Genomic DNA, 23,393 nt, shown 5'->3' on the forward strand with positions numbered 1-23,393 from the left:
CGACGGGTTCAGTTTGTCGGCCTGATAAGCATAGCGCCATCAGGCAATTATCGCACCGTATTACAAGGATTCGTCATCACTATGACCCTGCCTGATTTTCGCCTGATCCGCCTGCTCCCGCTGGCTAGCCTGGTCCTCACCGCCTGTACGATCAATGCGCCGAAAGGTCCTGGCAAAAGTCCCGACTCCCCTCAGTGGCGTCAGCATCAGCAGGACGTGCGCAAGTTGAATCAGTATCAGACGCGTGGCGCGTTTGCTTATATCTCCGACGATCAGAAAGTGTATGCCCGCTTCTTCTGGCAGCAAACCGGTCAGGATCGCTACCGTCTGCTGTTGACCAATCCGCTGGGCAGTACCGAACTGGAGCTGAACGCCCAGCCGGGCAATGTGCAACTGGTCGATAATAAAGGGCAGCGTTACACCGCCGACGACGCCGAAGAGATGATCGGCAAGCTGACCGGGATGCCCATTCCGCTTAACAGCTTACGCCAGTGGATTCTCGGTCTGCCGGGCGACGCCACCGATTACACCCTCGACGACCAGTACCGCCTGAGCGAAGTGAACTACCGCCAGGACGGTAAAAACTGGAAAGTGGTATACAGCGGATACGACAGTAAAACGCAGCCCGCCATGCCGGCAAATATGGAACTCTCTGACGGCGGTCAGCGCATCAAACTGAAGATGGATAACTGGATTGTAAAATGATGACCCACTGGCCATCTCCGGCAAAACTGAATCTGTTTTTATACATCACCGGACAGCGTGCGGACGGTTATCACACATTGCAAACGCTGTTCCAGTTTCTTGATTACGGCGACACGATCGGCATTACGCCGCGCGGCGACGGCGAAATTCATCTTTTGACGCCTGTCGAGGGCGTCGAAAATGACGACAATCTGATCGTCCGCGCGGCGCGGTTGCTGATGAAGACAGCGTCCGCCCACGGGCGTTTGCCCGCAGGCAGCGGCGCGGATATCAGCATCGAGAAACGTTTGCCCATGGGCGGCGGTCTGGGTGGCGGCTCGTCCAATGCGGCGACCGTTCTGGTGGCGCTGAATCATCTCTGGCAGTGCGGATTATCGGTCGATGAACTGGCGGAAACAGGCTTAACGCTGGGCGCAGACGTCCCGGTGTTTGTCCGTGGACATGCGGCCTTCGCCGAGGGCGTGGGTGAAATCCTGACGCCGGTAGACCCGCCGGAGAAGTGGTATCTGGTTGCCCACCCTGGAGTAAGCATCCCCACGCCGGTTATTTTCAAGGACCCCGAATTACCGCGCAACACGCCAAAAAGGTCAATAGAAACGTTATTAAAATGTGAATTCGGCAATGATTGCGAGGTTATCGCAAGAAAACGTTTTCGCGAGGTTGATGCGGCGCTTTCCTGGCTGTTAGAATACGCGCCGTCGCGCCTGACTGGTACAGGGGCCTGTGTCTTTGCTGAATTCGATACAGAATCCGCTGCTCGTCAGGTGCTTAAGCAAGCCCCGGAATGGCTCAATGCGTTTGTGGCGAAGGGTGTCAACCTCTCTCCATTGCAAAAAGCCATGCTTTAAGCCGGGCAAGCTGAGTTTCGGTGACAACGTCACCCTGTTCCAGACGTTGCATCGCGCTCTTTAATACACCGCCTGGATAGGATATTGCCTGGCCCGCACAGTTTTCGGCAGATTCTATCCACCAATGGACGCATGCCTGAGGTTCTTCTCGTGCCTGATATGAAGCTTTTTGCTGGTAACGCCACCCCGGAACTAGCACAACGTATTGCCAACCGCCTGTACACTTCTCTCGGCGACGCCGCTGTAGGTCGCTTTAGCGACGGCGAAGTCAGCGTACAAATTAACGAAAATGTACGCGGTGGTGATATTTTCATCATCCAGTCCACTTGTGCCCCTACTAACGACAACCTGATGGAATTGGTTGTTATGGTCGATGCGCTGCGCCGTGCTTCCGCAGGCCGTATCACCGCCGTTATCCCTTACTTTGGCTATGCGCGTCAGGACCGTCGTGTACGTTCCGCTCGTGTACCGATTACCGCAAAAGTCGTCGCTGACTTCCTGTCCAGCGTTGGCGTTGACCGCGTTCTCACCGTTGACCTGCATGCTGAACAGATCCAGGGCTTCTTTGACGTTCCGGTTGATAACGTATTCGGTAGCCCAATTCTGTTAGAAGATATGCTGCAACTGAACCTGGATAACCCGATTGTGGTTTCTCCAGATATCGGTGGCGTTGTGCGTGCCCGCGCTATCGCTAAGCTGCTGAACGATACCGATATGGCGATCATCGACAAACGCCGTCCGCGCGCTAACGTTTCTCAGGTGATGCACATCATCGGTGACGTTGCCGGTCGTGACTGCGTACTGGTTGATGATATGATCGATACCGGTGGTACGCTGTGCAAAGCAGCAGAAGCACTGAAAGAACGTGGTGCCAAACGCGTATTCGCCTACGCGACTCACCCGATTTTCTCAGGCAATGCGGCAAACAACCTGCGCAATTCGGTGATTGATGAAGTCGTTGTCTGTGACACCATTCCACTGACCGACGAAATTAAAGCACTGCCGAACGTGCGCACGTTGACACTGTCGGGTATGCTGGCCGAAGCGATTCGTCGTATCAGCAACGAAGAATCCATTTCAGCTATGTTCGAACATTAATCGAACCCGGCTAAAAAACCCGCTGCGGCGGGTTTTTTTGTCTGTAACTCTTATTTGTATGACCAATGCCTCCTTCACCTGCCATTTAGTTGACAGATGATGCGCTCATGGATGAAACATTATTGTGAACAGAATATTTTCCTCACATGTGATGCCTTTCCGCGCCCTCATCGACGCTTGCTGGAAAGAAAAATATACCGCCTCACGGTTCACCCGTGATGTGATTGCCGGGGTAACCGTCGGGATCATCGCTATCCCGCTGGCGATGGCGCTGGCAATTGGCAGTGGTGTTGCACCGCAGTACGGTCTTTATACGTCCGCTGTGGCGGGGATTGTTATTGCCTTAACCGGCGGGTCGCGCTTCAGCGTCTCCGGCCCGACCGCCGCATTTGTCGTTATTCTCTACCCGGTATCGCAACAATTCGGGCTGGCAGGTCTGCTGGTCGCCACCCTCATGTCCGGGGTGTTCCTGATCCTCTTCGGCCTCGCGCGTTTTGGCCGTCTGATCGAATACATTCCCGTATCGGTCACGTTAGGTTTTACATCAGGGATCGGCATCACCATCGGGACAATGCAGATTAAAGATTTTCTCGGTCTGCAAATGGCCCATGTGCCGGAGCATTACCTACAAAAAGTCGGGGCGCTGGTTATGGCGTTGCCGACCATTAATCCGGGCGATGCCGCTATTGGCGTGGTGACGCTCGGTATGCTGATGTTCTGGCCGCGTCTGGGGATTCGTCTGCCGGGCCATCTTCCGGCGCTGCTGGCGGGCTGCGCCGTTATGGCCGTGGTTAATCTGCTGGGTGGCCATGTGGCGACGATTGGTTCACAGTTCCACTATGTGCTGGCCGATGGTTCGCAGGGCAACGGCATTCCTCAGTTGCTGCCGCAGCTGGTGTTGCCGTGGAATCTCCCGGATTCAGATTTCACGCTAAGCTGGGATTCATTGCGGGCGTTATTGCCAGCCGCTTTCTCGATGGCGATGCTGGGGGCGATTGAATCCCTGCTGTGCGCGGTCGTGCTCGACGGCATGACGGGCACCAAACACAAAGCAAACAGCGAACTGATCGGCCAGGGACTGGGGAATATCGTGGCGCCGTTCTTTGGCGGGATCACCGCGACGGCGGCGATCGCCCGTTCTGCGGCAAACGTGCGCGCAGGCGCGACCTCGCCCATTTCCGCCGTTATCCACGCAATTCTGGTCATCCTCGCCCTCCTCGCGCTGGCTCCCCTGCTGTCATGGCTGCCGCTTTCCGCCATGGCCGCGCTGCTGCTGATGGTTGCGTGGAACATGAGTGAAGCCCATAAGGTGGTCGATTTACTGCGACATGCGCCCAAAGATGACATCATCGTGATGATGATGTGTATGTCGCTGACGGTGCTTTTCGATATGGTGATTGCGATCAGCGTCGGGATTGTCCTGGCTTCCCTGCTGTTTATGCGCCGTATTGCCCGTATGACGCGCCTCGCGGCGGTAAACATCACGGTTCCCGATGATGTGCTGGTATTACGCGTTATCGGGCCGCTCTTTTTCGCCGCCGCGGAAGGGTTATTTACCGACCTCGAATCACGCATTGAGGGTAAACGCATCGTGGTGCTGAAGTGGGACGCCGTTCCGGTGCTGGATGCCGGTGGTCTGGACGCCTTCCAGCGCTTTGTGAAGCGTTTGCCGGAAGGCTGTGAACTGCGTGTCAGTAACGTGGAATTCCAGCCGCTGCGTACCATGGCCCGCGCCGGTATCAAACCCATTCCGGGTCGTCTGGCATTCTTCCCGAACAAAGATGCCGCGCTGGCGGATATCTAATCCCGACTGCCGGTCTGTATCTCAACAGACCGGCAAGTTTTCTTATTGAAAACTGGTTTTCTGCGTCTGGCTTGTTATTATCGTTTTCCTGATATTTGTTAGCGATAACCGATATGAAACCAACCTCTCCGTTTGTTTTTCGTGAAATAACGCGGGACGATATTCCTGCCGTACAGTCCTTTATTATTCGGCATCTTAATCTTTATTTTAATGCCGGAAGAGCATTACCCACTGCGAGTGACGACGTATTCGACCTCCAGGGAAATTATCTTGAGCGGGAAAGAAACCAATTGTTCGGCGTCTGGAATGAACAACAGCAGATAATTGGGACGCTGGCGATATGTCAGTACGATGACAGAATAGAGATGTTGCACGGTCGTTATAATTTACCGGAGACAGCTGAGATTTGTCGCTGCTATGTCGATCAGCATTATCGCAGGCAAGGTATTGGCAGCCAACTGGTCTCGCTGGCTGAACAATTTTGCGAGCAGCAACACTATAAAATATTATATTTGCACACCCATCATTTTTTACCCGGCGGGTATCAATTCTGGCGGCGAAATCTGTTTAACGTCTTCATGGATGTGGGCGACGAGTGGCAGATCGTGCATATGGAAAAACCGTGTAAATATATTGTTACCAGCGACAGCATTGATAACATTCACTGTTTATAATAACGCCTTCTTTCTTATCGCGATTAATTGATCAACGTCAATCAATTCTCATTTGCCTTTCCATTATTACTTGCGGTTGCAATAATCACCACTCCAACAAAAACACAACCGTTTGAATTTAAATTAATTAATATAAAAATCGCCATAAAGTATGATGTTTTTGCTATTTTTTCATACGGTTGACGAGGTTATTGATTGCCGATACAGTCGCCAGTGACAGTATTCATAACACAGCCGTTGTTTTGAAAGGAATATGGTGCGGATTATTTTAATCTCATTCCATAGCTGCCCCCGCAACTGTAGGCGGATACCGAATATCTGTGTGTGGTTATTGTAACCACCGGTCACTGTAAAGATTTGCTTTATGGGAAGGCCGATATTCTGATTACCGCGAGCCAGGAGACCTGCTGTCAGGGTTGTACACATTGAGTGGACGGGATGGTCCATGGGATGATTTATTTGGCATAAATACCATTATGAATTGATGAGCCTATTCCTGCTGAGATTTTGCATTCTCATAATTTCATCATTCAATGTCATCTATCGTCATGTACCTGTCCCGATATATGGAACCAAATAAACCATGACCAGACGTTCAGATTCTGGCATGTACAGGACGATAACAATGTACGCAGACTTTACTTTACCTCATAAAAAATACCTTCTGGCTGTGGCTGGCGCAGCGTTATTATTCACATCAGGATTGACTCATGCAGCAAAAACAGTCTATCCGTTGACGATTAAAAACTGCGGCCGTGATATTACCTTCAATAAAGCCCCGGAACGCGTTGCCACGGTCGGGCAAAACAGCACTGAAATTCTTTATTCCCTGGGACTGGCCGAGCGCGTTGTCGGCACATCGCTGTGGTTCGGCCCCGTCCCGGATGCTTACAAAGCGGCAAATGAAAAAGTGGCCGTGATTGCGCAGAACATCCCCAGCTTTGAAGGCATTATTGCCAAAAAACCGGATTTGGTCGCCAGTCAGTTTGAATGGCAAATTGGGCCTGCCGGAACCGTCGCCTCTTACGAGCAGTTTAGCGAGTTGAACGTGCCGGTATATACCGCGCCTGCGGACTGCGCTAAAGACAACGAAGACGGTGGCGACGGTGTACGTAAAGGCATGTTTGATATTGCTATGGTTTATCAGGAAGTCTCCGATCTGGCGAAAATTTTTGACGTGCAGGACAAAGGCGATGAATTGATCGCCAGTCTGAAGGCCCGTGAAGCTGCCGCCAAAGACAAAATTGCCGGAATGGATAAAAACGTCTCCGCCGTATTCTGGTTTTCCAGCGCCGATCTGCAACTGGACCCCTATGTGGCCGGGAAATTTGGCCCTGCCGCATGGATCGCCCAGACGCTGGGGGTGAAAAATGTGATTGATTCTGCTGAAGAGTGGCCAACCGTTGGCTGGGAAACCATCGCGAAAGCCAGCCCGTCCGTCATTGTTCTCGGTGAAATGAGCCGTCGTCGTTTCCCGGCAGATGACTGGCAGGTCAAACTGGAATATCTCAAGTCCGACCCCGTGACTAAACTCATCCCCGCCGTGAAGGAGAACCATCTGCCGGTGGTGGATGTGCAAACAATGAACGCCGGCATCAGAACGATAGATGGCGTCGAGAAACTCGCAGATGCGTTGGTTGAATACGGTCTGGCACATCCGAAAACGGCTCAATAATCTTTATGTCGCGCTATGTCTTACCGGGCATAGCGCGCCTCTGGTATTCAGAATTGCAGGTAGATGATGAGCGAAACTCGCAGGACGCGTCGCGCTGTCGGCCAGTTAACGATAAGAATCGGGGGACACGCCCTTTGGGTCAGCGTGCTGATGTGCTGCGTTCTATTGGCGGGGATCTCCATTGGCGAGACGTTTATCCCCTGGCAGCATGTTATCCATACGCTTTCTAACCAGTTCTTTGATACGCGCTATGCCGTTGATGCGCTGGATGCGGGCATTATCTGGAACTATCGCCTGACGCGGGCGTTGGTTTCTGCCTGTTGTGGCGCGTGTCTGGCGGTTTCCGGCGTCGTATTGCAGTCATTGCTACGAAACGCGCTGGCAGAGCCTTATCTACTGGGGATCTCTGCCGGCGCCTCGACCGGCGCTGTTCTGATCGCCTTAACAGGGCTTGGCGCTGGGATCGTCAGCATGTCGCTCGGGGCTTTTATTGGGGCGTTAACGGCTTTTCTTTTCGTGGCGTTACTGGCGATCGCCGCCGGGGGGAGACAGGGAAGCGCCACCACGCAAATCATCCTGGCCGGGATCGCCAGTTCACAGCTATTTAATGCCCTCACCTCACTTATCATCACTCGCTCAGCGAATGCGGAACAGGCCCGTGGGATTATGTTCTGGCTGCTGGGCAATCTGAGCGGCGTTCGCTGGCCAGATGTCGTTTTGGCCGTCCCTACCGCGCTGGTCGGTGTGGCGTTATGTTTTTGTTACGCCCGTCATCTGGATGCGTTTTCGTTTGGCGCAGAGTCCGCAGCGTCACTTGGCATCCCGGTAAAACGCACGCGCGGAGTCCTGATTGCCGCCGTTACCGGGATGACGGCAATTATGGTCTCCATTGTCGGGGCGATTGGTTTTGTCGGCCTGGTGATCCCCCATGCCGCCCGCCTGCTGGTGGGTAATCAACACCATCGATTGCTGCCAATCAGCGCCATGATCGGCGCCATTTTTCTCATTATCGCCGACGTAATCTCCAGAACATTACTTCCCGGGCAGGTGTTACCCATCGGGGTGATTACGGCGCTTGTAGGCGCACCTGCGTTTTCCATCATTTTGATCAGAGGAAACCAGACAAAATGACGGTAAATTCTGCTCTCACCGCTCCACGCTATCCTTCTGCAACAGTCCGAAGCCTGGTGCAGGCGCAGCAACTGCACTGGGAAGTAAAAGGCAAAGCCATCGTCAGCGACGTCTCTTTTCACGTCGCGCCCGGTGAGTTTGTCGGCATTATCGGCCCCAATGGCTCAGGCAAAACATCACTGATCTCATTGCTTGCCGGTTTACTGAAACCCTCGTCAGGTAGCGTAACGCTGGAGAATAAAAATATCCGCCATTACTCGCGCCGCCATTTAGCGCAAAAAGTGGCGCTGGTGGAACAACAAGCGGAAACCAGTGAACGTCTCACCGCATTGCAGGCTGTCTCTCTGGGGCGTACCCCGTGGTTGAGTCTGCTCTCGCCCTGGTCTAAACAAGATGACGATATTGTCCAGACCATGCTGGAGAAGGTAGATCTACAGCGCGTACAAAATCGCTGCTGGCATACCTTTTCTGGCGGGGAAAAACAGCGTCTGCATATCGCCCGGGCCCTGGCGCAGCAACCGAAAGTGCTGCTGATGGATGAACCCACGAACCATCTCGACATTCAACATCAGATAGGCCTGCTTAATCTGGTGAAACACCAGAAGCTCACCGTCATTGCGGCTCTGCACGACCTGAACCATGCCGCCATGTTCTGCGACCGCATTCTCGTAATGAAAGCGGGTCAACTGGCGATGCAGGGCAGCCCTGCAACCATTTTTACGCCTGAAAACCTCAGCCAGTGGTTTGGCATTAATGCCATCGTTGAGCAGGCGCCGGATGGATTGAGCTGCTTCATCCGCTACCAACGACCGGAATAAACACCTAAGGGAGAACCCATGAAATTGATTAAGCAAAGCCTGAGCATGTTATGTCTGTTAGCGCTGACCACCACGACTTTCGCTCAGACCCACGAAGTGCTGATGAAAAACAGAGGCGCGGGCGGCCCGATGGTATATGAACCTGATTATCTGGCGATTCAGCCAGGCGACACCGTGAAGTTTATTCGCAAGCATAAGAGCCATAACGCTGCGTCAATCGCAGAGCTTTCGCCAGCAGGCTACCTCGGATTTGTCGGCAAGATTGATGAGGAAATTGAGGTCAAGTACGACAAACCAGGATTTTACGGTATTAAATGCACCCCGCATTACGCGCAAGGGATGGTGATGCTCATTAAAGTGGGTGATGCAACCCTGCCTGACAGCTATCGAACCTTTAAGGCGCCGGGGATCGCGGATAAGCGTTTCCAGGACATTTATACACGCATTGAGAAACAGTAATCCAGATACGCGAAAATGGTGAGGGGCGCACGGTGGCGGATAAAAAACAGAGCAATGAAGACGTTCAGGTACAGCGGCGAGAATGCCTGTGTAAACTCACAAAATTTGTCGGGGCTGCGGGTATCACCGCCGCCGTCTGGCCGCTCATCACCGCACTGGGGCCGGATGATAAAACCGTAGCAGAAAACGAACCGGTCGATGTCTCTCTCGCCGGAGTTGCCGTCGGCCAGACGGTGAAAAGAGTCTGGCAGGGAAAACTTATCCTTATTCATCACCGTACCCCGGAGGAAATTCGCTCAGCGCAGCAGGCGGATGTCCATCATTTTATCGATCCGCAGGCTGACGGCGAACGTATCAAGACAGAGTATCCGCAGTGGCTGGTCATTCAAGGTTACTGCCCCCACGCAGGCTGTGTGCCCAATGCCAAACCCGGTGGACAAGGCTGGGTATGTCCTTGTCATGGCTCGGAGTTTGACACTTCAGGGCGCGTCACGCGGGGGCCCGCTACGGCGAATCTCGCAATCCCCGATTACGCGTTTCATCCCGATGGCCTGACGGTGCGTATTGGCGCGAAGGAAGTCTGAAATGGCGGCAGAACATCTATCCATACCCCGACGAGAGCGAGTGTGGCGTATTCCCTTCCCTCGTACGGTCGCAGGCGTCTGGGTTTTTGCCGTCGGGATCATTCTGCTGGTGATGCTCGGAGTACAAATCCTTTCTGGTCTCGTTCTGGCGATGTTTTATGTACCCACGGAAGGGTTGGCCTTTGATTCAATCATTCATATTATGCGATCCGTGAGACACGGCGAACTGGTGCACAACGCGCATTCTATTGGCGCATCGCTATTTTTCTTCGCCTGTTACCTGCACATCTTCCGCGCCATGTATTACAACGTGTACCGAAAGCCTTATCTCAAAATGTGGATGATAAGCGTGACGTTATACGTGTTACTGATGATCACCGCATTTCTGGGATATAGCCTGATTTGGGGGCAAAAAAGCTACTGGGCCACCACCGTTATTACCGGATTCACTCGTGCGATCCCGTGGGTGGGAGATACGTTGTATTCGTTTTTAGTCGGCGGGTATGCTCCAGGAACACCCACATTAGGCCGGTTTTATGTGCTTCATTTTATTATCCCCTTCGTCATTGTCGGGGGAACGATATGGCATATCCGCACCGTACAGTCCGCATTTGCGCAGGCAATGAAAAAGACATTTACGCAGAGCGAGTCCCGGAAACTGTTTTTCGATTATAAAATCACCGACAGTGATGCCATCAAGCTCACTCTTTTCATGATGCTGTTCGCCTGGTTTTTATTCTTTGCCCCGCACTATCTCAGCAGCGCCGACAATTTTATCCCGGCAGATCCCACCGTAACGCCCGCTGTCGTGGCGCCTGAGTGGTATTTTTTGCCGTTCTTTTCCATTTTGCGCTGCTTCCCAAACGAACTTCTCGGGATAGCCGCCATGTGTGCTTCAGTGCTGATTTTTTATTTTCTCCCCTGGCTCGACACTTCACGCGCCCGCTTTCGCAATTACAGCAAGCTCGTTAAATGTGGTTTTTGGCTCTGGGTTGCTAATGCATTCTTTTTAGGATGGCTGGGTTCAAAAGCGCTGGTCGGTCCCGACCTGCCTGACGGTTTCAGTAATGAAGAGGGCTGGATACGCGCGGCATCGCAACTTTCAACGCTGGTTTACTTCGGATGGTTTGTCATCGTACTGCCCTGCCGACGTTTTCTGGAAAAGCAGGATTAACCGCCATGAAGGGATTAGTAAGATATAGCGTTTTATGGCTGTGCATTCTGAGCACCAGCGCTGTCTGTGCGCAAGAGACGCCACCTCGCCAGGCGTGGAGTTTTAGCGGCATAACGGGCCACTATGATAAAGAACAACTGCGGCGCGGTTTACAGGTCTACGAAGAGAAATGCCGCGCCTGCCACGGGATGGTTCATCTTAATTTTCGCACCCTGACAAAGCCAGGCGGGCCCGAACTCTCGCTCACAGAGGCAAAGCGTCTTGCCAGCGGCTACGTCTTTCCCGACATTCAGGATGATGGTCAACCCGGCGAGCGGGAAGGCAATCTCAATGATACGTTTATCTCGCCCTACCTTAACGATCAGGAAGCAAGGTATCTTAATAATGGCGCCCTTCCCGTCGATTTAACCTATATCGTTCGCGCCAGAACATACGACCGGGGGTTCCCGCAATTTCTGTTCGATGCCTTCTTGCCCTATACCGATCAGGGGGCGGATTACGTCTATGCCTTGTTGACCGGTTATCTGCCTGACGACCCGGAAATGAAGGCAAACCGATACGCTCCCGGCGGCATAATTAACATGCCGAAGCCGTTGTCTGATGGGGAGATCAACTGGTCAGAAAAGGACGATATACCAGAAACCGAAGAGCAGTACGCGCGGGACGTTACGGCTTTTCTGGCATGGGCTGCCGATCCGGCGCTTGAACAGCGAAAGCATCAGGGCCATTACGTAATGAGTTATCTGGTCATTATGCTGGCATTGCTGCTGATTTTGCGCCGATTAAAGAGACGCTCGTCAGAAAAAACGAGTGAGAGTGGTTAAGACAATGACCAGTCAGTCCAACGCTGACTGGTCTTCAACCGACGCGATACCTTAGCTGTGACGGCGATTGTCGTTACGGCGGCAGCGTTTGTCGTAGTGGCGAACCCACCAGTAACGATCGCTCACCTGCTCATGCCCACCTACGCGGGCGCCTGCCAGCCAGAGAATGGCACCAACAAAGATGCTCAGCACCGCACCATGTGCAAAAAATTGTGGCAGGTTAAACTGCGGTAACTGGTTTAAAATAGAATAACCAACACCAACCACCATGACCACTAACCCCAACCCCATGAGCACGTTACCGAGTAACGAAGCGTTTTTGCGTTTCATATGTCACCTCCGGAACTTTTGGGTTGTTTCAGGGAATACCCCTAATCCTTATGTGTAAAGTATAGACAACACTGTGCTTTATGAGTGCGTGGGCGATCACAATTACAACCTGTTATTCAACAAAACTTTACAAATAACCCTCTGAACAGCTTGACTTTCCAATAGTTCAAACAGGCAATTATTCAGCTTCCGGCACAATCCACGCTGTTTTTTGTCAAGCGCGGCCGCAGACAGTAAACTACGCGCCAGTTATGGACACACTCAGGACAAAAAACGTGACGATTAAATTGATTGTCGGCCTGGCGAACCCCGGCGCAGAATACGCGGCGACACGCCATAATGCGGGCGCATGGTACGTCGATTTACTGGCAGAGCGACTACGCGCGCCTCTGCGTGAAGAGCCGAAATTCTTCGGTTACACCTCCAGAGTGACCCTCGAAGGGGAAGATGTTCGCCTGCTGGTGCCGACCACGTTTATGAATCTGAGCGGTAAAGCCGTCGGCGCGATGGCCAGTTTTTACCGCATCATGCCCGATGAGATTCTGGTTGCCCACGACGAACTGGATCTCCCCCCTGGCGTCGCGAAATTTAAGTTAGGCGGCGGACACGGTGGTCATAATGGCCTGAAAGATATCATCAACAAACTGGGTAATAACCCTAACTTTCATCGCTTACGTGTCGGAATTGGTCATCCGGGCGATAAAAATAAAGTTGTCGGTTTTGTTCTGGGTAAACCGCCAGTGTCGGAACAAAAGTTAATTGACGACGCCATTGACGAAGCGGCACGTTGTACTGAAGTCTGGTTCAAAGAAGGGTTAACCAAAGCGACGAACCGATTACATGCCTTTAAAGCACAATAAGCAGTGATGTGCGGCATTTTTGCCGCGCGCTGTGTATAATAGGCAAAGTTGTTTACTTTTCTACAATCTGTTTTCTGCAACAGGTTGATTATCAAGATATTAAGGTGATTTAAATCATGGGATTCAAATGCGGTATCGTTGGTTTGCCCAACGTCGGGAAATCCACCCTGTTCAACGCCCTGACTAAAGCCGGTATTGAAGCGGCAAACTTCCCGTTCTGCACCATCGAGCCAAATACCGGTGTAGTGCCGATGCCCGATCCGCGTCTGGACAAACTGGCTGAGATTGTCAAGCCGCAGCGCATTCTCCCTACCACCATGGAGTTCGTCGACATTGCCGGTCTGGTAAAAGGCGCGTCGAAAGGCGAAGGCCTGGGTAACCAGTTCCTGACAAACATCCGTGAAACCGAAGCGATTGGTCACGTAGTACGCTGCTTTGAAAACGACAACATCATCCACGTTGCGGGGAAAGTAAACCCGGCGGAAGATATTGACGTTATCAACACCGAGCTGGCGCTGTCCGACCTTGATACCTGTGAACGCGCCATTCACCGCGTGCAGAAGAAAGCCAAAGGCGGCGATAAGGACGCGAAAGCTGAGCTGGCCGCGCTGGAAAAATGCCTGCCGCACCTGGAAAACGCCGGCATGCTGCGCTCACTGGATCTGACAGACGAAGATAAAGCGGCGATCCGCTATCTGAGCTTCCTGACGCTGAAGCCGACCATGTACATCGCTAACGTCAACGAAGATGGCTTCGAAAATAACCCGTACCTGGATCAGGTTCGCGCCATTGCCGATGCAGAAGGCTCTGTCGTGGTTCCGGTTTGTGCCGCTATCGAGGCCGACATCGCAGAACTCGACGATGCTGACCGTGACGAGTTTATGGCTGAGCTGGGTATTGAAGAACCGGGTCTCAACCGCGTAATTCGCGCTGGCTACAAGCTGCTGAATCTGCAAACTTATTTTACCGCTGGCGTGAAAGAAGTACGCGCGTGGACGATTCCTGTCGGCGCAACCGCACCGCAGGCTGCGGGTAAAATTCACACCGATTTTGAGAAAGGCTTTATTCGTGCGCAGACCATCGCTTTCGACGACTTCATCACGTACAAAGGTGAACAAGGCGCGAAAGAAGCCGGTAAGATGCGTGCGGAAGGCAAAGACTACATCGTTAAAGACGGCGATGTGATGAACTTCTTGTTCAACGTCTAATAAAATTTGTTGTCTTATGAGGTTTCAATAAACCTCGTAAAGGCCACAAAAAGCCATAAAATCCACGCAATTGCGTGGATTTTTTATTTAAAGCGTATCCGTTGATATCATGGAAGTGCGGTCGGAACTGAGTATAGCGGTGGTTATAATCTGAATAGCCACCCATTTTGTAGACGCCTTAAGTGGTTGTAGTTATAAATTATCCTTTGTATGAGGCTTCTTGTCCGCAATGACAGGTGAAAGTCGGCTAAAAACGATATTACATGTTATTTAATCATATCCAGAATGTCTTGAGCCTTTTGAAATAGCTCGTCATAAGTGACAATCTCAACGTTTGTCATACTATTTCTGAATAGTTCAAATGATTTGTATTGACTATTATTTTTAAGCTCTGACTCAAGTGTACCAATAACAATTAAGCATTTAGGATTGAATGCCGAAAATGAATCACCTCCGTTACCTTCACTTAGCTTGAAGTATTCTTTCATTAATTGGTCTTTATAATTTAACACCTGAACAAACGCCCCAGATAGTTCTTCGCTAATTGAATAGGCATTAGTTCTATATCTTTTCCCCAGTAGTATCGTCTTTGGGGTCTTTATTTCGACCAATACTATATTTCCAGTCAGCCTGCTTGCGTAGATAAAATCGACAAGATTACCACCCGAATTGTTTATCGATTTTCCACCAACATAGCATTTACTGCCTAACTGAAACATACTTTGTGGAAATATCTGTGATAATACAGCAGGACATTTTTGTAGAAGAGTTTGCCAGAATTCCTCGGATGCATTTTCACGATTTACTTTCCAGACACCTATTGCTTCCTCTAAAGAGATTTCGACCTGCTCATCCAGCTTGACCTCTGCTACACACTTAGAGGCAGACACTATTTCTGATATTTTATTTAAATGTTCTTTCCTGGCCTTTCTTAGCCACTCAGCCGAATATATTTCCGGCTGCCTGTCAATAATCGCATGATGATTCGGGCACAACAGAAGATAGTTTTCTGTTTGAAGTAGTTGGTCTGCATTTGTAGAAGGGTTGTGTCTTGGCCCGTGAGAGTGAATGGCTTCAATCGAAGCTATTTCCCCAATAAATGATGAGTCCTGAAGCATGAGGTTTTGATCACAACCTGGAAACGAGCATCGATAGCCGCTCAATATAGCTACCTGCCGCTTCACGCTAGCGGAGAGATGACGTCTTATCTTTCTCTTAAAGGTTACTTTTTCCGCCTCAAATTCCATTAGCACAACCTCAACTTTCGCAGTGTATTTTATTTATCCTGACGCGCATCTTGCAGATGCGTACAGCATATTCGAGTATCTTTACCTGCATCATACGATTTTGTCAGTAGATTTCCACTCACCGTTTTTGAGTGAAGATTCTCCGCAATGAGCATAAATCTGCCCGAAACGGGTATTCATGAACGGAAGCTTTACTCGTCATTGACCCATCTTCGTGAAAGAGACACCTTTCACGAATAACAAAAATCCACGCTCTGGCGTGGATTTTTTTCATAACGCTGCACTTCACATTAATAACCAGCCGCTGACTGCCAGGGCGGGCAATCTCACCCGACTACCCCTGCTCTGCCGCTATTAAATAGGGCGCAATGCTCGCTAATTTCTCCCGGGTTTCTGTCAGTTCTCGTTCCGGCGTAGATTGCGCGATGATTCCCGCCCCCGCCTGTATCCAGCTGCGCTGGCTGTCCTGAAATACGGAACGCAGGACTAGCGCCGCATCAAAGCGCGTATCGTCCAGCAGCAGGATTGCGCCGGAATAAAGCTCTCGCGGCGTCTTCTCAATTTGCATAATCGCGTTCAGGGCAGCGTTTTTAGGGATACCTGAGGCGGTAATCGACGGAAACAGCACGGTAAACGCATCCCAGGCATCCTTGTTTTCCGCAAGCTGACCGCTCACGCCAGACCCCAGATGCTGAACGCTGCCGCGCTGGCGAACCGACATTAAATCTTCAACCACCACGCTGCCCGGCTGGCAAACGGCCTCCAGTTCAGCAATAGCTTCTTTGACAGAAAGGATATGCTCAAGCACCTCTTTACTGTCGTGCAGCAGTTCTGCCTCTTTCGCCTTATTATGCTCCGGGTTTCCCATGCGATCGCGGGTGCCCGCAAGCGGTTCAGTGACCACTTTATTGCCCGTCACTGACATCACCAGTTCCGGGCTAAAACCCAGCGCTTCGCGTCCTTCCTGACGGAACATAAACGAGCGCACAGGCGTGTTTGCCTGTCGCCCGTATAACAGCGTGGCGGGCATATCAATCCGCGATGGCAGGGGAATGGCGCGCGAGACAATCACTTTGACATACTCGCCACGGCGGATCTCCGCAACGGCGCGTGCAACCTGTTGTTTATACGCCTCACCATTGAGGGCGGTATCCACCGCCAGTGGTGCGTTCTGCGTCGTTGTACCGGCCTCTTTTACCCACTCGCACAGACGTCGGCACCCGTCGGCGGAGTCCGCATAAACGGTGACATTTCCCTTTTCAAAAATAAGTTCTTCACGGGGAACGGTTAACGTCAGCAGCGGCCACTCCCCGGCGTCAAAGGTAATCCCCCGCGCATGCGCCGCAAAGTTGAACCCAACCTGTCCATATACCCGACGTCCTTTCACCTGAGGATGCGCCATAAAACGACGCGCGCAGTCGGCAATGGAATCCACCGCCCATTGTTGCTCCCCGGTATCATCAATAAATGTCGCCTGCGTTCCGTCGGCATTAATGTGCAACCGTGCCTGGCACCCTTTGCCTAAATACCAACAGGGCTGACGTTCATAGACATAACACTCTTCTTCTGCGAACTGGCGTAAGACGCCAGAAATCGTCGGTAGCCATTGTTCCTCTGGTAACGCCAGATGTAGAAATTCACTGATTTTCATCCCTTACCTCTCTGTGTTATTCCCGGATCAATCAATTGCGCTTGTCATCAGTTTTCTTGCCGAATGCAGCCGGATATAAGCAACCCACGCCGCCAGCAACGTGAATGCCCCGGCAAACAGGAAGCAGGCCGCATAGCCAAAATGTTGAGCAACAACGCCGCCGATAACGCCTGCCAGAATGGCGATTGCCGCGTCAGTACATTGAAAGAGGGTGAAGTCGACACCGGCCTGCAAAGGCGATGAAAGCGACATCAGCGTGGCGTAAAGACAGACCAGCGCGCAGGCCAGCGAAATGGACTGGACAATGACCAGACACTGGAGAATCGGCAGCAGCAGATGACCCGGCGCCATCATGAGCGTCATCACCACCGCCAGCAGCGCGATCCCCTGGACGCCATAAGCCGTCAACAGCGCTCTGCCGGGTGAGGTGTATTTCATCAGCAATCCGCCGGCCAGCGTTCCTGCTATGCCCGCTGCAATATTGCCGCCGCTGAACAGCGCGCCCAACGCTGACATGCTCAACCCATGATCCAACAACAGCGGTGCCAGAAGAGGCAGCACAAACCGCATGCCTGAATTCAACATCAATACCAGCAGTAAGCCCAGGCGCGCCTGCTTCCTCCTTAGCGCATAACCTAACGCCGGAACATGCGGGATAGTCGCTGTTCGCGTCGGCTCCGTAATGCGCCACAGCGGGAGTGACAGCGCCATAATCAGCACCGCCATCATCAGCATGGCGACAGGCCAGCCGGATGCCGCCGACAGCATCAGAAACACCCCGCCGCCGCACATCATTCCCAGATAGCTGCCGCCGACCTGCACGCTGTTTCCCCAGCCGTAACCCGCGCGGGTCAGTTGATCGACGCAAAAGCCGTCGCTGGCGATATCAATGGTGGAGGCGACCGTGCCTGCCACCATAAACAGAACAAATAACGCGACGATTTGCGTATCGGGAAATCCCCCTTCTCGCCCAAACCAGCCAATCGCTGCGGCAATAGTCAGGATCGCCGCTAGCGCGACCTGACCACGCAGGATTAACATGCGGGAACGGCGTTCCGGGCTACCGGGCGGAAGTCGCCAGCGCTCGATCCACGGCGCCCAAATAAACTTCAGCGCCCAGGGCAGCATAAACAGGGTTGTCGCACCGGCAAGCGCCAGCGAACCGCCAGCAGCGCGCACCAGCGCGGGTAAGGACTGCATAGACAACGCCGATACCAGGCTCTGCGTCACATAGACGCCGGCAATAGCAAAAATCACCCGCCCGGTCGTCAACGTCAGCGGTTTCACATTCGACTGAACATCACTCATGCACCCACTCTCCAGACGCGGAAACCCCGTCGTCGCGCCACACGCGCGCGGCCATTTGCGCCTGCCACAGCGCCTGATAACGTCCATGATGAGAGAGCAATTGCGCATGAGTACCCTGCTCAACCACCTGTCCCTCTTCCATCACCAGAATGTTTCCGGCCCCGGCGATGGTGGATAAACGGTGAGCGATGATAATCACCGTCCGGTTGTGGACCAGGTTATCGATCGCTTTTTGCACCGCCAGCTCGCTTTCAATATCCAGCGCGGCGGTCGGTTCATCGAGAATGACGACCGGCGCGTTTTTCAATAACGCTCTGGCAATGGAAATCCGCTGGCGCTCGCCGCCCGATAGCTGGCCGCCCATCTCCCCCATTGGCGTCAGCCAGCCTTGCGGAAGACGGGAAATAAACTCAAGGCACTGCGCCGCGCGGGCAGCCTCTTCCACCTCCTGTCGCGTCGCCTGTGGGCGCGCGATACGGATATTCGCCAGCAGTGTGTCATCAAACAGCCAGACATCCTGGAAAACAACAGAAATCAGGCTATTGAGCTGTTCCGGCGTCAGGCGGCGAATATCGACGCCGCCAATAGAAATCTGCCCTTGCTGCGGATCGGCATAGCGCATTAACAGTTTAGTGACCGTGGTTTTGCCTACGCCGGAGGCGCCCACCAGCGCGCTCATACTGGCTGCCGGGAACGTCAAAGAAACATGATTAAGCGCGTGGCCGTCGCCTTCTTCGTAGCGATAGCTGACGTTGTCAAAGCGGATATCGTAACGTTCCGGCATCTCGCTTTGCGCTGCGACGGGAAGCGGTGCTATCGCCATAAACTGCTCAATCCGTTGCAGGGCGCTGGCGATCAGTTCCACAACCGAGGTGTAGCTGATAAACATCGCCATCGGTTCTGCGAAGCGCATAATCATCGCGACGGCGGCAATCAGAAAGGCGAGATTCAGAGTGCCCGTCACCACCCAGACGATCCCGGATAACACCACCACCTGTAGGCCCAACTCCACGACGCTGGCGATCAGCATCGTCGCGCCAGCGCCCTGGCGGTGAGTGCGGGTCTGTAAGTTTTCCAGCGCATTGAAATGCGCCAGCAGCGCCCGGCTTTTATCGGCATCGCTGCCGCAGGTGCGCAATACCATCATCCCCTGAGCAAATTCAACGATATCGCCGCTCAGACGCTGGTGCGCTTCCCCCAGCGTCTGCATTTGTCGCCGCATCGCCGGGCGGCGCCAGTAATAAAACGGCACCAGCAGAGGGAAGATCAGCAACATCACCAGCCCCAGCCGCCAGTCTATCCACAATGTCGCCAGCGACGCCGTCAGCGGCGTGACAATGGTGAGCAGCAAAATATTGGCTATCGCAATAACATAATTAAGGTTTTCATCCACGCTGCCCAGCAGCAAGGCGTTCATTTCGCCCGCCCTGCCACGCTGGAGCTTCTCCAGCGGCACGCGGCGTAACTGCTCGCCAAGTCGCAGGCGCAACTCATGGGTGGCCTGCGCCAGATGACCACGGTATTCAAAGCCCAGGCCATACCAGCGTAGCGCCAGCGTCACAATCGCGGCGACGCTGAAGGCCACAGCCCAGTTGAGAAGTTGCGGCGCGTCTCCCCGTAACAGCGCATCAATGATCGGATAAAGACAAGCAAAGGCGATCCCCTGCATGAATGCCGCCAGCAACAGCGCCAGCATACTGCGCCGCAGCATCCTGGCCTGACTGCCAACGCTGGAGATAAGCTGGCGCCAGATGACGCGCCAGGCCAGGTTATCCGCAGGATTATTGTCTTTCATTTTCCACCACCTCTTCCTGTGTTCCACCCGGCACCCAATGCTGCGCCTGCTGATAGTGTTGCCAGAGCCGTTGATACAGGCCGCCCTGCGCCAACAGTTGCGTATGGTTCCCCATTTCCCTGAGCTGTCCGTCGGAAAACAGCAATATCACATCGGCCTGAGTCACCATTGAGAGACGATGCGCGACCATGATGACCGTCCGGCCGCGCATGGCCGCCGCGAGCGCCTTGATAAGCGCCGCTTCGTTTTCCGGGTCAGCAAACGCCGTCGCCTCATCGAGCACCAGGATGGGGCGATCCTGCAAAAGCGCCCTGGCAATAGTAATGCGCTGCCGCTGGCCGCCGGAGAGAAATACCCCGCGTTCCCCGACTCGCGTGTTGTAACCTTCTGGCAACGCGCTAATAAAATCATGGGCCTGCGCCACTCTTGCCGCCGCTATTACCGCCTCCAGCGGCGTATCCGGCGCGCCCAGACGAATGTTATTGGCTATCGTGTCGGCAAAAAGGAAGTTGTCCTGAAACACAAACGAGAGTTGCTTCATCAGGGTGTCCGTCTGCATATCGCGCAGATCCACGCCGCCAATACGGATATGGCCTTTGTCCGGGTCGGCGTAACGCAGCAGCAAGCGCGCCACGGTGCTTTTTCCGGCGCCGCTTGGCCCGACCAGCGCCACAATTTGCCCGGCAGGCACATGAAAGCTCACCTCCTGCAACGCGGCGCCAGTACGCGCTTGCGGATAATGAAAGCTCACCTGCTCAAAGGTAATGCTCGCCTCTTGCGGCTGCTGGTCAGACTGCGGCAGCGATAACTCCGGCATTGCGAGAACCTGATAAATACGCTGAATGCTTAAACGCGTTTGCGCGACCAGGTTATTGAGCATCATCATTGGCATTACGGCTTCGGCCATTCCGCTGCCCAGCAGTAAAACGGCCACCCACGCGATAAAATCGAGACTGCCATAGTGCAACAGACCGTATCCCGACCAGATCAGGACAAACAGGGTCGGGAGAGGATTCAGAATCGAGAAGGAAAAACGCGCTGAAAAACCGGCTTTGCGATACCAGGTTTTGAGCACATCGACCCACTCTTCAAGGGCGCGTTGATAGCGCAAAAAACTGGTGCTGCCGCTATCAAACGTTCTCACCACGGGCATGGCCTGCACGAACTCAATAACCGCCGCACTGACCTGCTCGCGCGCCTTATGATAACGCTGAGCCATATCTTCCGAACGCTGGCGGGCAAGCACGAGAACAACCGAGCCAAACACCAGTACCCCCAGCGTCGCGATTGCCAGCCGCCAGTCCAGCCAGAACAAGATAACGATTGTCGCCAGCGGCATGATGATCGCGCGGGCATAGAGCGGCGTGCTGTCGGCCACAAAAATATGTAACGACTTCACGTCATCCAGCATCACTTTCGCCACTGACCCGCTGCCCATTTGCTGTAACACGCCAGGCGGAAGCTGCAATGCTTTACGGGCTAACCTGCTGCGCAGAATGTTCTCCAGATGAAAAGCCGCGTAATGAGAGGTGTTGAACGCCTGCAAGCGCAGAACAAAAGTTAAGACCACGCAGCCGATCACGCCGCCCAGCGGCCAGGCCGGAATAGCGTCAGGCGTCGCGCGAATGTCACGCAGGCTCCACGCCAGAAAAAGGAGCGCCCCCAGGCTGGTTAATGCCGCCAGCCCCGCCAGCGCCATAGCTAAAATAACCTTCCTGCGAACCGGTGTAATCACCTGCCAGAGAGGAAATCGGGACAGCGATTCAGTATTGGATGATTGAGATGACATGGGAGTAACTGAATTTCCTGATGAATTTTTACGGACGCCAAAAACGACAATTCAGGGTGGCGTTCTGAGAATTAATGTGAATAATAACCATTATCAATAACTCATCTACCCCATTCGGTTCTATTTATACCCTAAATAGTTCGAGTTGCAGGAAGGCGGCAAGCGAGGGAAGCCCCAGGAGCTTACAGAAGTAAGTGACTGGGGTGAGTGACAAATCTGTCTGGAACAGATTTGAACGTCGCTTGCGGCGGCCCGTAAGGGCGAGGCCCAGGGATGGGCCGAGTAACCCGTAGCCAACGCACATGCAACTTGAAATATGACGGGTATATGCCCGCATTGGTCTAAGCCACAGGGAGATAACCAGGTCATGACGGAGTCACCGCAAACGCAATCTGAAATCTCTATTCACCAGTTGGTGGTCGGGAAACCTGCAAACGATGGCAATATTCCTGCTCAGTGTGAACTGCTGCGCTGTTCGTTGCAGGAAGGTATGGATATTTTGCTCTGGAGGGGCCATTTTGCGCGGCCCGAGACGTTGCAGCTACACGACGATCTGGGCAGGATTAACTTCTCGTGCATCCTGGAAGGCACATCGCGCTTTGCGATTCAGGGACTCAGGCGCCGCACCGACTGGGAGCTTGCGCGCAATCGCCATTACATTACCCATACGCCAGACTGCCGTGGCAGCGCCTCCTATTGTGGCCGATTCGAGAGCATTACCCTCTCCTTCAGCCCTGAAACCCTCGCGCTGTGGGTGCCGGATATTAGCGCGGTCATTAAGAATAAGATCGACTCCCACTGCTGTTGCCAGCAGCAGCGTTGTAATGCTGAAACCCACTTAACGGCTCAGGCCTTGCGTCACGCGCTGATGCGCATGCACGGCGGCTTCAGTCATGAACAAAAGCCGTCGACGCTATGGTTGCAGGGGCAAAGTCTGGTCATGCTCAGTCTAGTGCTGGATGAACATCGCGAAGACGCCAGTTGCCTCTCCTGCCACTTCAACCCGATGGAACGCCAGAAACTGCTGCGGGCGAAGGATCTGCTGCTGGCTGATCTGACGCAAGCGCCGGGCGTCGCGGAGCTGGCCAGAGAGTCCGGTCTGAGCGTTCTCAAAATTAAGCGAGGCTTCCGCGTTCTGTTCAACAACAGCGTCTATGGCCTGTTTCAGGCTGAACGAATGCAGGAAGCCAGAAGACGCCTGGCCAACGGCAATACCTCCGTCATGACGGTGGCGGCCGATCTGGGCTATGCCAACGCCAGCCATTTCTCTGCCGCCTTCCAGAAACAGTTTGGCGTAACCCCTTCGACCTTTAAACGCGTGATGTAACCGGGGTCGCGCCCCCCTAAATTTCTCCCTGACAGAGGCCCGGATACCCCATCCGGGCCTCTGTTCTTTCCGCCTGTTACCAAC

21 protein-coding genes and 1 riboswitch are annotated in these 23,393 nt (G+C 53.3%); of the genes, 15 read left to right on the top strand and 6 right to left on the bottom strand.

Annotated features, from left to right (window positions below; translation table 11 throughout):
- The first annotated feature begins 81 nt into the window (after positions 1 to 81).
- From lolB to OGX75_RS05610, 12 genes are all read left to right on the top strand, one after another.
- The gene (gene lolB, locus OGX75_RS05555) at positions 82 to 705 is read left to right on the top strand and encodes a lipoprotein insertase outer membrane protein LolB (protein WP_047463422.1); all 624 of its coding nucleotides are present in this window, start codon (positions 82 to 84) and stop codon (positions 703 to 705) included.
- Complete coding sequence (ispE, locus tag OGX75_RS05560; protein ID WP_012132155.1) at positions 702 to 1,553, top strand: 4-(cytidine 5'-diphospho)-2-C-methyl-D-erythritol kinase; 852 nt, start codon at positions 702 to 704, stop codon at positions 1,551 to 1,553. Before lolB ends, ispE begins: the two co-directional genes overlap by 4 nt.
- A 150-nt stretch (positions 1,554 to 1,703) precedes the next feature.
- Positions 1,704 to 2,651: a ribose-phosphate diphosphokinase gene (gene prs / locus OGX75_RS05565; protein ID WP_001518537.1), complete on the top strand. Its 948-nt coding sequence runs from the start codon at positions 1,704 to 1,706 to the stop codon at positions 2,649 to 2,651.
- Positions 2,652 to 2,775: 124 nt separating this feature from the next.
- Positions 2,776 to 4,455 carry a C4-dicarboxylic acid transporter DauA gene (gene dauA, locus OGX75_RS05570; protein ID WP_115181580.1) on the top strand — a complete coding sequence of 560 codons (1,680 nt, stop codon included), beginning with the start codon at positions 2,776 to 2,778 and terminating at the stop codon, positions 4,453 to 4,455.
- A gap of 113 nt (positions 4,456 to 4,568) precedes the next feature.
- The gene (locus OGX75_RS05575) at positions 4,569 to 5,129 is read left to right on the top strand and encodes a GNAT family N-acetyltransferase (RefSeq protein ID WP_199972014.1); all 561 of its coding nucleotides are present in this window, start codon (positions 4,569 to 4,571) and stop codon (positions 5,127 to 5,129) included.
- A 200-nt stretch (positions 5,130 to 5,329) separates the two neighbouring features.
- Positions 5,330 to 5,555, top strand: a riboswitch (cobalamin riboswitch).
- A gap of 199 nt (positions 5,556 to 5,754) precedes the next feature.
- On the top strand, positions 5,755 to 6,804 hold the full coding sequence (locus tag OGX75_RS05580; protein WP_024130290.1) for an ABC transporter substrate-binding protein: 1,050 nt from the start codon (positions 5,755 to 5,757) through the stop codon (positions 6,802 to 6,804).
- A 66-nt stretch (positions 6,805 to 6,870) separates the two neighbouring features.
- The gene (locus tag OGX75_RS05585; RefSeq protein WP_047463417.1) at positions 6,871 to 7,935 is read left to right on the top strand and encodes a FecCD family ABC transporter permease; all 1,065 of its coding nucleotides are present in this window, start codon (positions 6,871 to 6,873) and stop codon (positions 7,933 to 7,935) included.
- On the top strand, positions 7,932 to 8,753 hold the full coding sequence (locus tag OGX75_RS05590) for an ABC transporter ATP-binding protein (protein ID WP_286451284.1): 822 nt from the start codon (positions 7,932 to 7,934) through the stop codon (positions 8,751 to 8,753). Before OGX75_RS05585 ends, OGX75_RS05590 begins: the two co-directional genes overlap by 4 nt.
- A gap of 18 nt (positions 8,754 to 8,771) precedes the next feature.
- Positions 8,772 to 9,212, top strand: coding sequence for a pseudoazurin (locus tag OGX75_RS05595; protein WP_286451283.1), 441 nt, complete (start codon positions 8,772 to 8,774; stop codon positions 9,210 to 9,212).
- A 32-nt stretch (positions 9,213 to 9,244) separates the two neighbouring features.
- Positions 9,245 to 9,796 carry a ubiquinol-cytochrome c reductase iron-sulfur subunit gene (petA, locus tag OGX75_RS05600; protein WP_286451282.1) on the top strand — a complete coding sequence of 184 codons (552 nt, stop codon included), beginning with the start codon at positions 9,245 to 9,247 and terminating at the stop codon, positions 9,794 to 9,796.
- Position 9,797: 1 nt separating this feature from the next.
- The gene (locus OGX75_RS05605; RefSeq protein WP_286451281.1) at positions 9,798 to 10,970 is read left to right on the top strand and encodes a cytochrome b; all 1,173 of its coding nucleotides are present in this window, start codon (positions 9,798 to 9,800) and stop codon (positions 10,968 to 10,970) included.
- Positions 10,971 to 10,975: 5 nt separating this feature from the next.
- Positions 10,976 to 11,794 (top strand): cytochrome c1, encoded by an 819-nt coding sequence (locus OGX75_RS05610; RefSeq protein WP_286451280.1) that lies wholly within the window; start codon positions 10,976 to 10,978, stop codon positions 11,792 to 11,794.
- A gap of 51 nt (positions 11,795 to 11,845) precedes the next feature.
- Here OGX75_RS05610 and ychH read toward each other — a convergent pair whose 3' ends face one another.
- The gene (gene ychH, locus OGX75_RS05615; RefSeq protein WP_012132144.1) at positions 11,846 to 12,124 is read right to left on the bottom strand and encodes a stress-induced protein YchH; all 279 of its coding nucleotides are present in this window, start codon (positions 12,122 to 12,124) and stop codon (positions 11,846 to 11,848) included.
- A 275-nt stretch (positions 12,125 to 12,399) separates the two neighbouring features.
- Here ychH and pth point away from each other — a divergent pair, with 275 nt between their 5' ends.
- Together pth and ychF are read left to right on the top strand one after the other, a co-directional pair.
- Positions 12,400 to 12,984, top strand: coding sequence for an aminoacyl-tRNA hydrolase (pth, locus tag OGX75_RS05620; RefSeq protein ID WP_012132143.1), 585 nt, complete (start codon positions 12,400 to 12,402; stop codon positions 12,982 to 12,984).
- Between the two features lie 116 nt (positions 12,985 to 13,100).
- Complete coding sequence (gene ychF / locus OGX75_RS05625; RefSeq protein WP_012132142.1) at positions 13,101 to 14,192, top strand: redox-regulated ATPase YchF; 1,092 nt, start codon at positions 13,101 to 13,103, stop codon at positions 14,190 to 14,192.
- A 266-nt stretch (positions 14,193 to 14,458) separates the two neighbouring features.
- Here ychF and OGX75_RS05630 read toward each other — a convergent pair whose 3' ends face one another.
- The 5 genes from OGX75_RS05630 to ybtP form a co-directional block, all read right to left on the bottom strand.
- Positions 14,459 to 15,439: a Shedu immune nuclease family protein gene (locus OGX75_RS05630; RefSeq protein ID WP_286451279.1), complete on the bottom strand. Its 981-nt coding sequence runs from the start codon at positions 15,437 to 15,439 to the stop codon at positions 14,459 to 14,461.
- Positions 15,440 to 15,773: 334 nt separating this feature from the next.
- Positions 15,774 to 17,090, bottom strand: a complete 1,317-nt coding sequence (gene ybtS, locus OGX75_RS05635; protein WP_286451278.1) for a yersiniabactin biosynthesis salicylate synthase Irp9/YbtS — start codon at positions 17,088 to 17,090, stop codon at positions 15,774 to 15,776.
- 27 nt (positions 17,091 to 17,117) lie between these two features.
- A complete protein-coding gene (gene ybtX, locus OGX75_RS05640) occupies positions 17,118 to 18,398 on the bottom strand; it encodes a yersiniabactin-associated zinc MFS transporter YbtX (RefSeq protein WP_200075768.1) in 1,281 nt (426 codons plus the stop codon).
- Positions 18,391 to 20,193: a yersiniabactin ABC transporter ATP-binding/permease protein YbtQ gene (ybtQ, locus tag OGX75_RS05645; protein ID WP_286451277.1), complete on the bottom strand. Its 1,803-nt coding sequence runs from the start codon at positions 20,191 to 20,193 to the stop codon at positions 18,391 to 18,393. Before ybtQ ends, ybtX begins: the two co-directional genes overlap by 8 nt.
- Positions 20,180 to 21,892, bottom strand: coding sequence for a yersiniabactin ABC transporter ATP-binding/permease protein YbtP (gene ybtP / locus OGX75_RS05650; protein WP_286451345.1), 1,713 nt, complete (start codon positions 21,890 to 21,892; stop codon positions 20,180 to 20,182). Before ybtP ends, ybtQ begins: the two co-directional genes overlap by 14 nt.
- 457 nt (positions 21,893 to 22,349) lie before the next feature.
- On the opposite strand from ybtP, the gene ybtA reads away from it, so the two are divergent.
- Entirely contained in the window at positions 22,350 to 23,309 is a 960-nt protein-coding gene (ybtA, locus tag OGX75_RS05655) for a yersiniabactin transcriptional regulator YbtA (RefSeq protein WP_047051938.1), read from the top strand.
- The last annotated feature ends 84 nt before the right edge of the window (positions 23,310 to 23,393 follow it).

The organism is Citrobacter sp. CK199 (genome assembly GCF_030333285.1).
Classification (GTDB): Bacteria; Pseudomonadota; Gammaproteobacteria; order Enterobacterales; family Enterobacteriaceae; genus Citrobacter_B; species Citrobacter_B koseri.

Excerpts from the sequence above, each read along its gene's own strand:
- lolB (WP_047463422.1), top strand. The coding sequence starts at position 82 with ATGACCCTGCCTGATTTTCGCCTGATCCGCCTGCTCCCGCTGGCTAGC.
- ispE (WP_012132155.1), top strand. The coding sequence starts at position 702 with ATGATGACCCACTGGCCATCTCCGGCAAAACTGAATCTGTTTTTATAC.
- OGX75_RS05575 (WP_199972014.1), top strand. The coding sequence starts at position 4,569 with ATGAAACCAACCTCTCCGTTTGTTTTTCGTGAAATAACGCGGGACGAT.
- OGX75_RS05580 (WP_024130290.1), top strand. The coding sequence starts at position 5,755 with ATGTACGCAGACTTTACTTTACCTCATAAAAAATACCTTCTGGCTGTG.
- OGX75_RS05585 (WP_047463417.1), top strand. The coding sequence starts at position 6,871 with ATGAGCGAAACTCGCAGGACGCGTCGCGCTGTCGGCCAGTTAACGATA.
- OGX75_RS05590 (WP_286451284.1), top strand. The coding sequence starts at position 7,932 with ATGACGGTAAATTCTGCTCTCACCGCTCCACGCTATCCTTCTGCAACA.
- OGX75_RS05595 (WP_286451283.1), top strand. The coding sequence starts at position 8,772 with ATGAAATTGATTAAGCAAAGCCTGAGCATGTTATGTCTGTTAGCGCTG.
- OGX75_RS05605 (WP_286451281.1), top strand. The coding sequence starts at position 9,798 with ATGGCGGCAGAACATCTATCCATACCCCGACGAGAGCGAGTGTGGCGT.
- OGX75_RS05610 (WP_286451280.1), top strand. The coding sequence starts at position 10,976 with ATGAAGGGATTAGTAAGATATAGCGTTTTATGGCTGTGCATTCTGAGC.
- ychH (WP_012132144.1), bottom strand. The coding sequence starts at position 12,124 with ATGAAACGCAAAAACGCTTCGTTACTCGGTAACGTGCTCATGGGGTTG.
- ychF (WP_012132142.1), top strand. The coding sequence starts at position 13,101 with ATGGGATTCAAATGCGGTATCGTTGGTTTGCCCAACGTCGGGAAATCC.
- OGX75_RS05630 (WP_286451279.1), bottom strand. The coding sequence starts at position 15,439 with ATGGAATTTGAGGCGGAAAAAGTAACCTTTAAGAGAAAGATAAGACGT.
- ybtS (WP_286451278.1), bottom strand. The coding sequence starts at position 17,090 with ATGAAAATCAGTGAATTTCTACATCTGGCGTTACCAGAGGAACAATGG.
- ybtX (WP_200075768.1), bottom strand. The coding sequence starts at position 18,398 with ATGAGTGATGTTCAGTCGAATGTGAAACCGCTGACGTTGACGACCGGG.
- ybtQ (WP_286451277.1), bottom strand. The coding sequence starts at position 20,193 with ATGAAAGACAATAATCCTGCGGATAACCTGGCCTGGCGCGTCATCTGG.
- ybtP (WP_286451345.1), bottom strand. The coding sequence starts at position 21,892 with ATGGCGCTGGCGGGGCTGGCGGCATTAACCAGCCTGGGGGCGCTCCTT.
- ybtA (WP_047051938.1), top strand. The coding sequence starts at position 22,350 with ATGACGGAGTCACCGCAAACGCAATCTGAAATCTCTATTCACCAGTTG.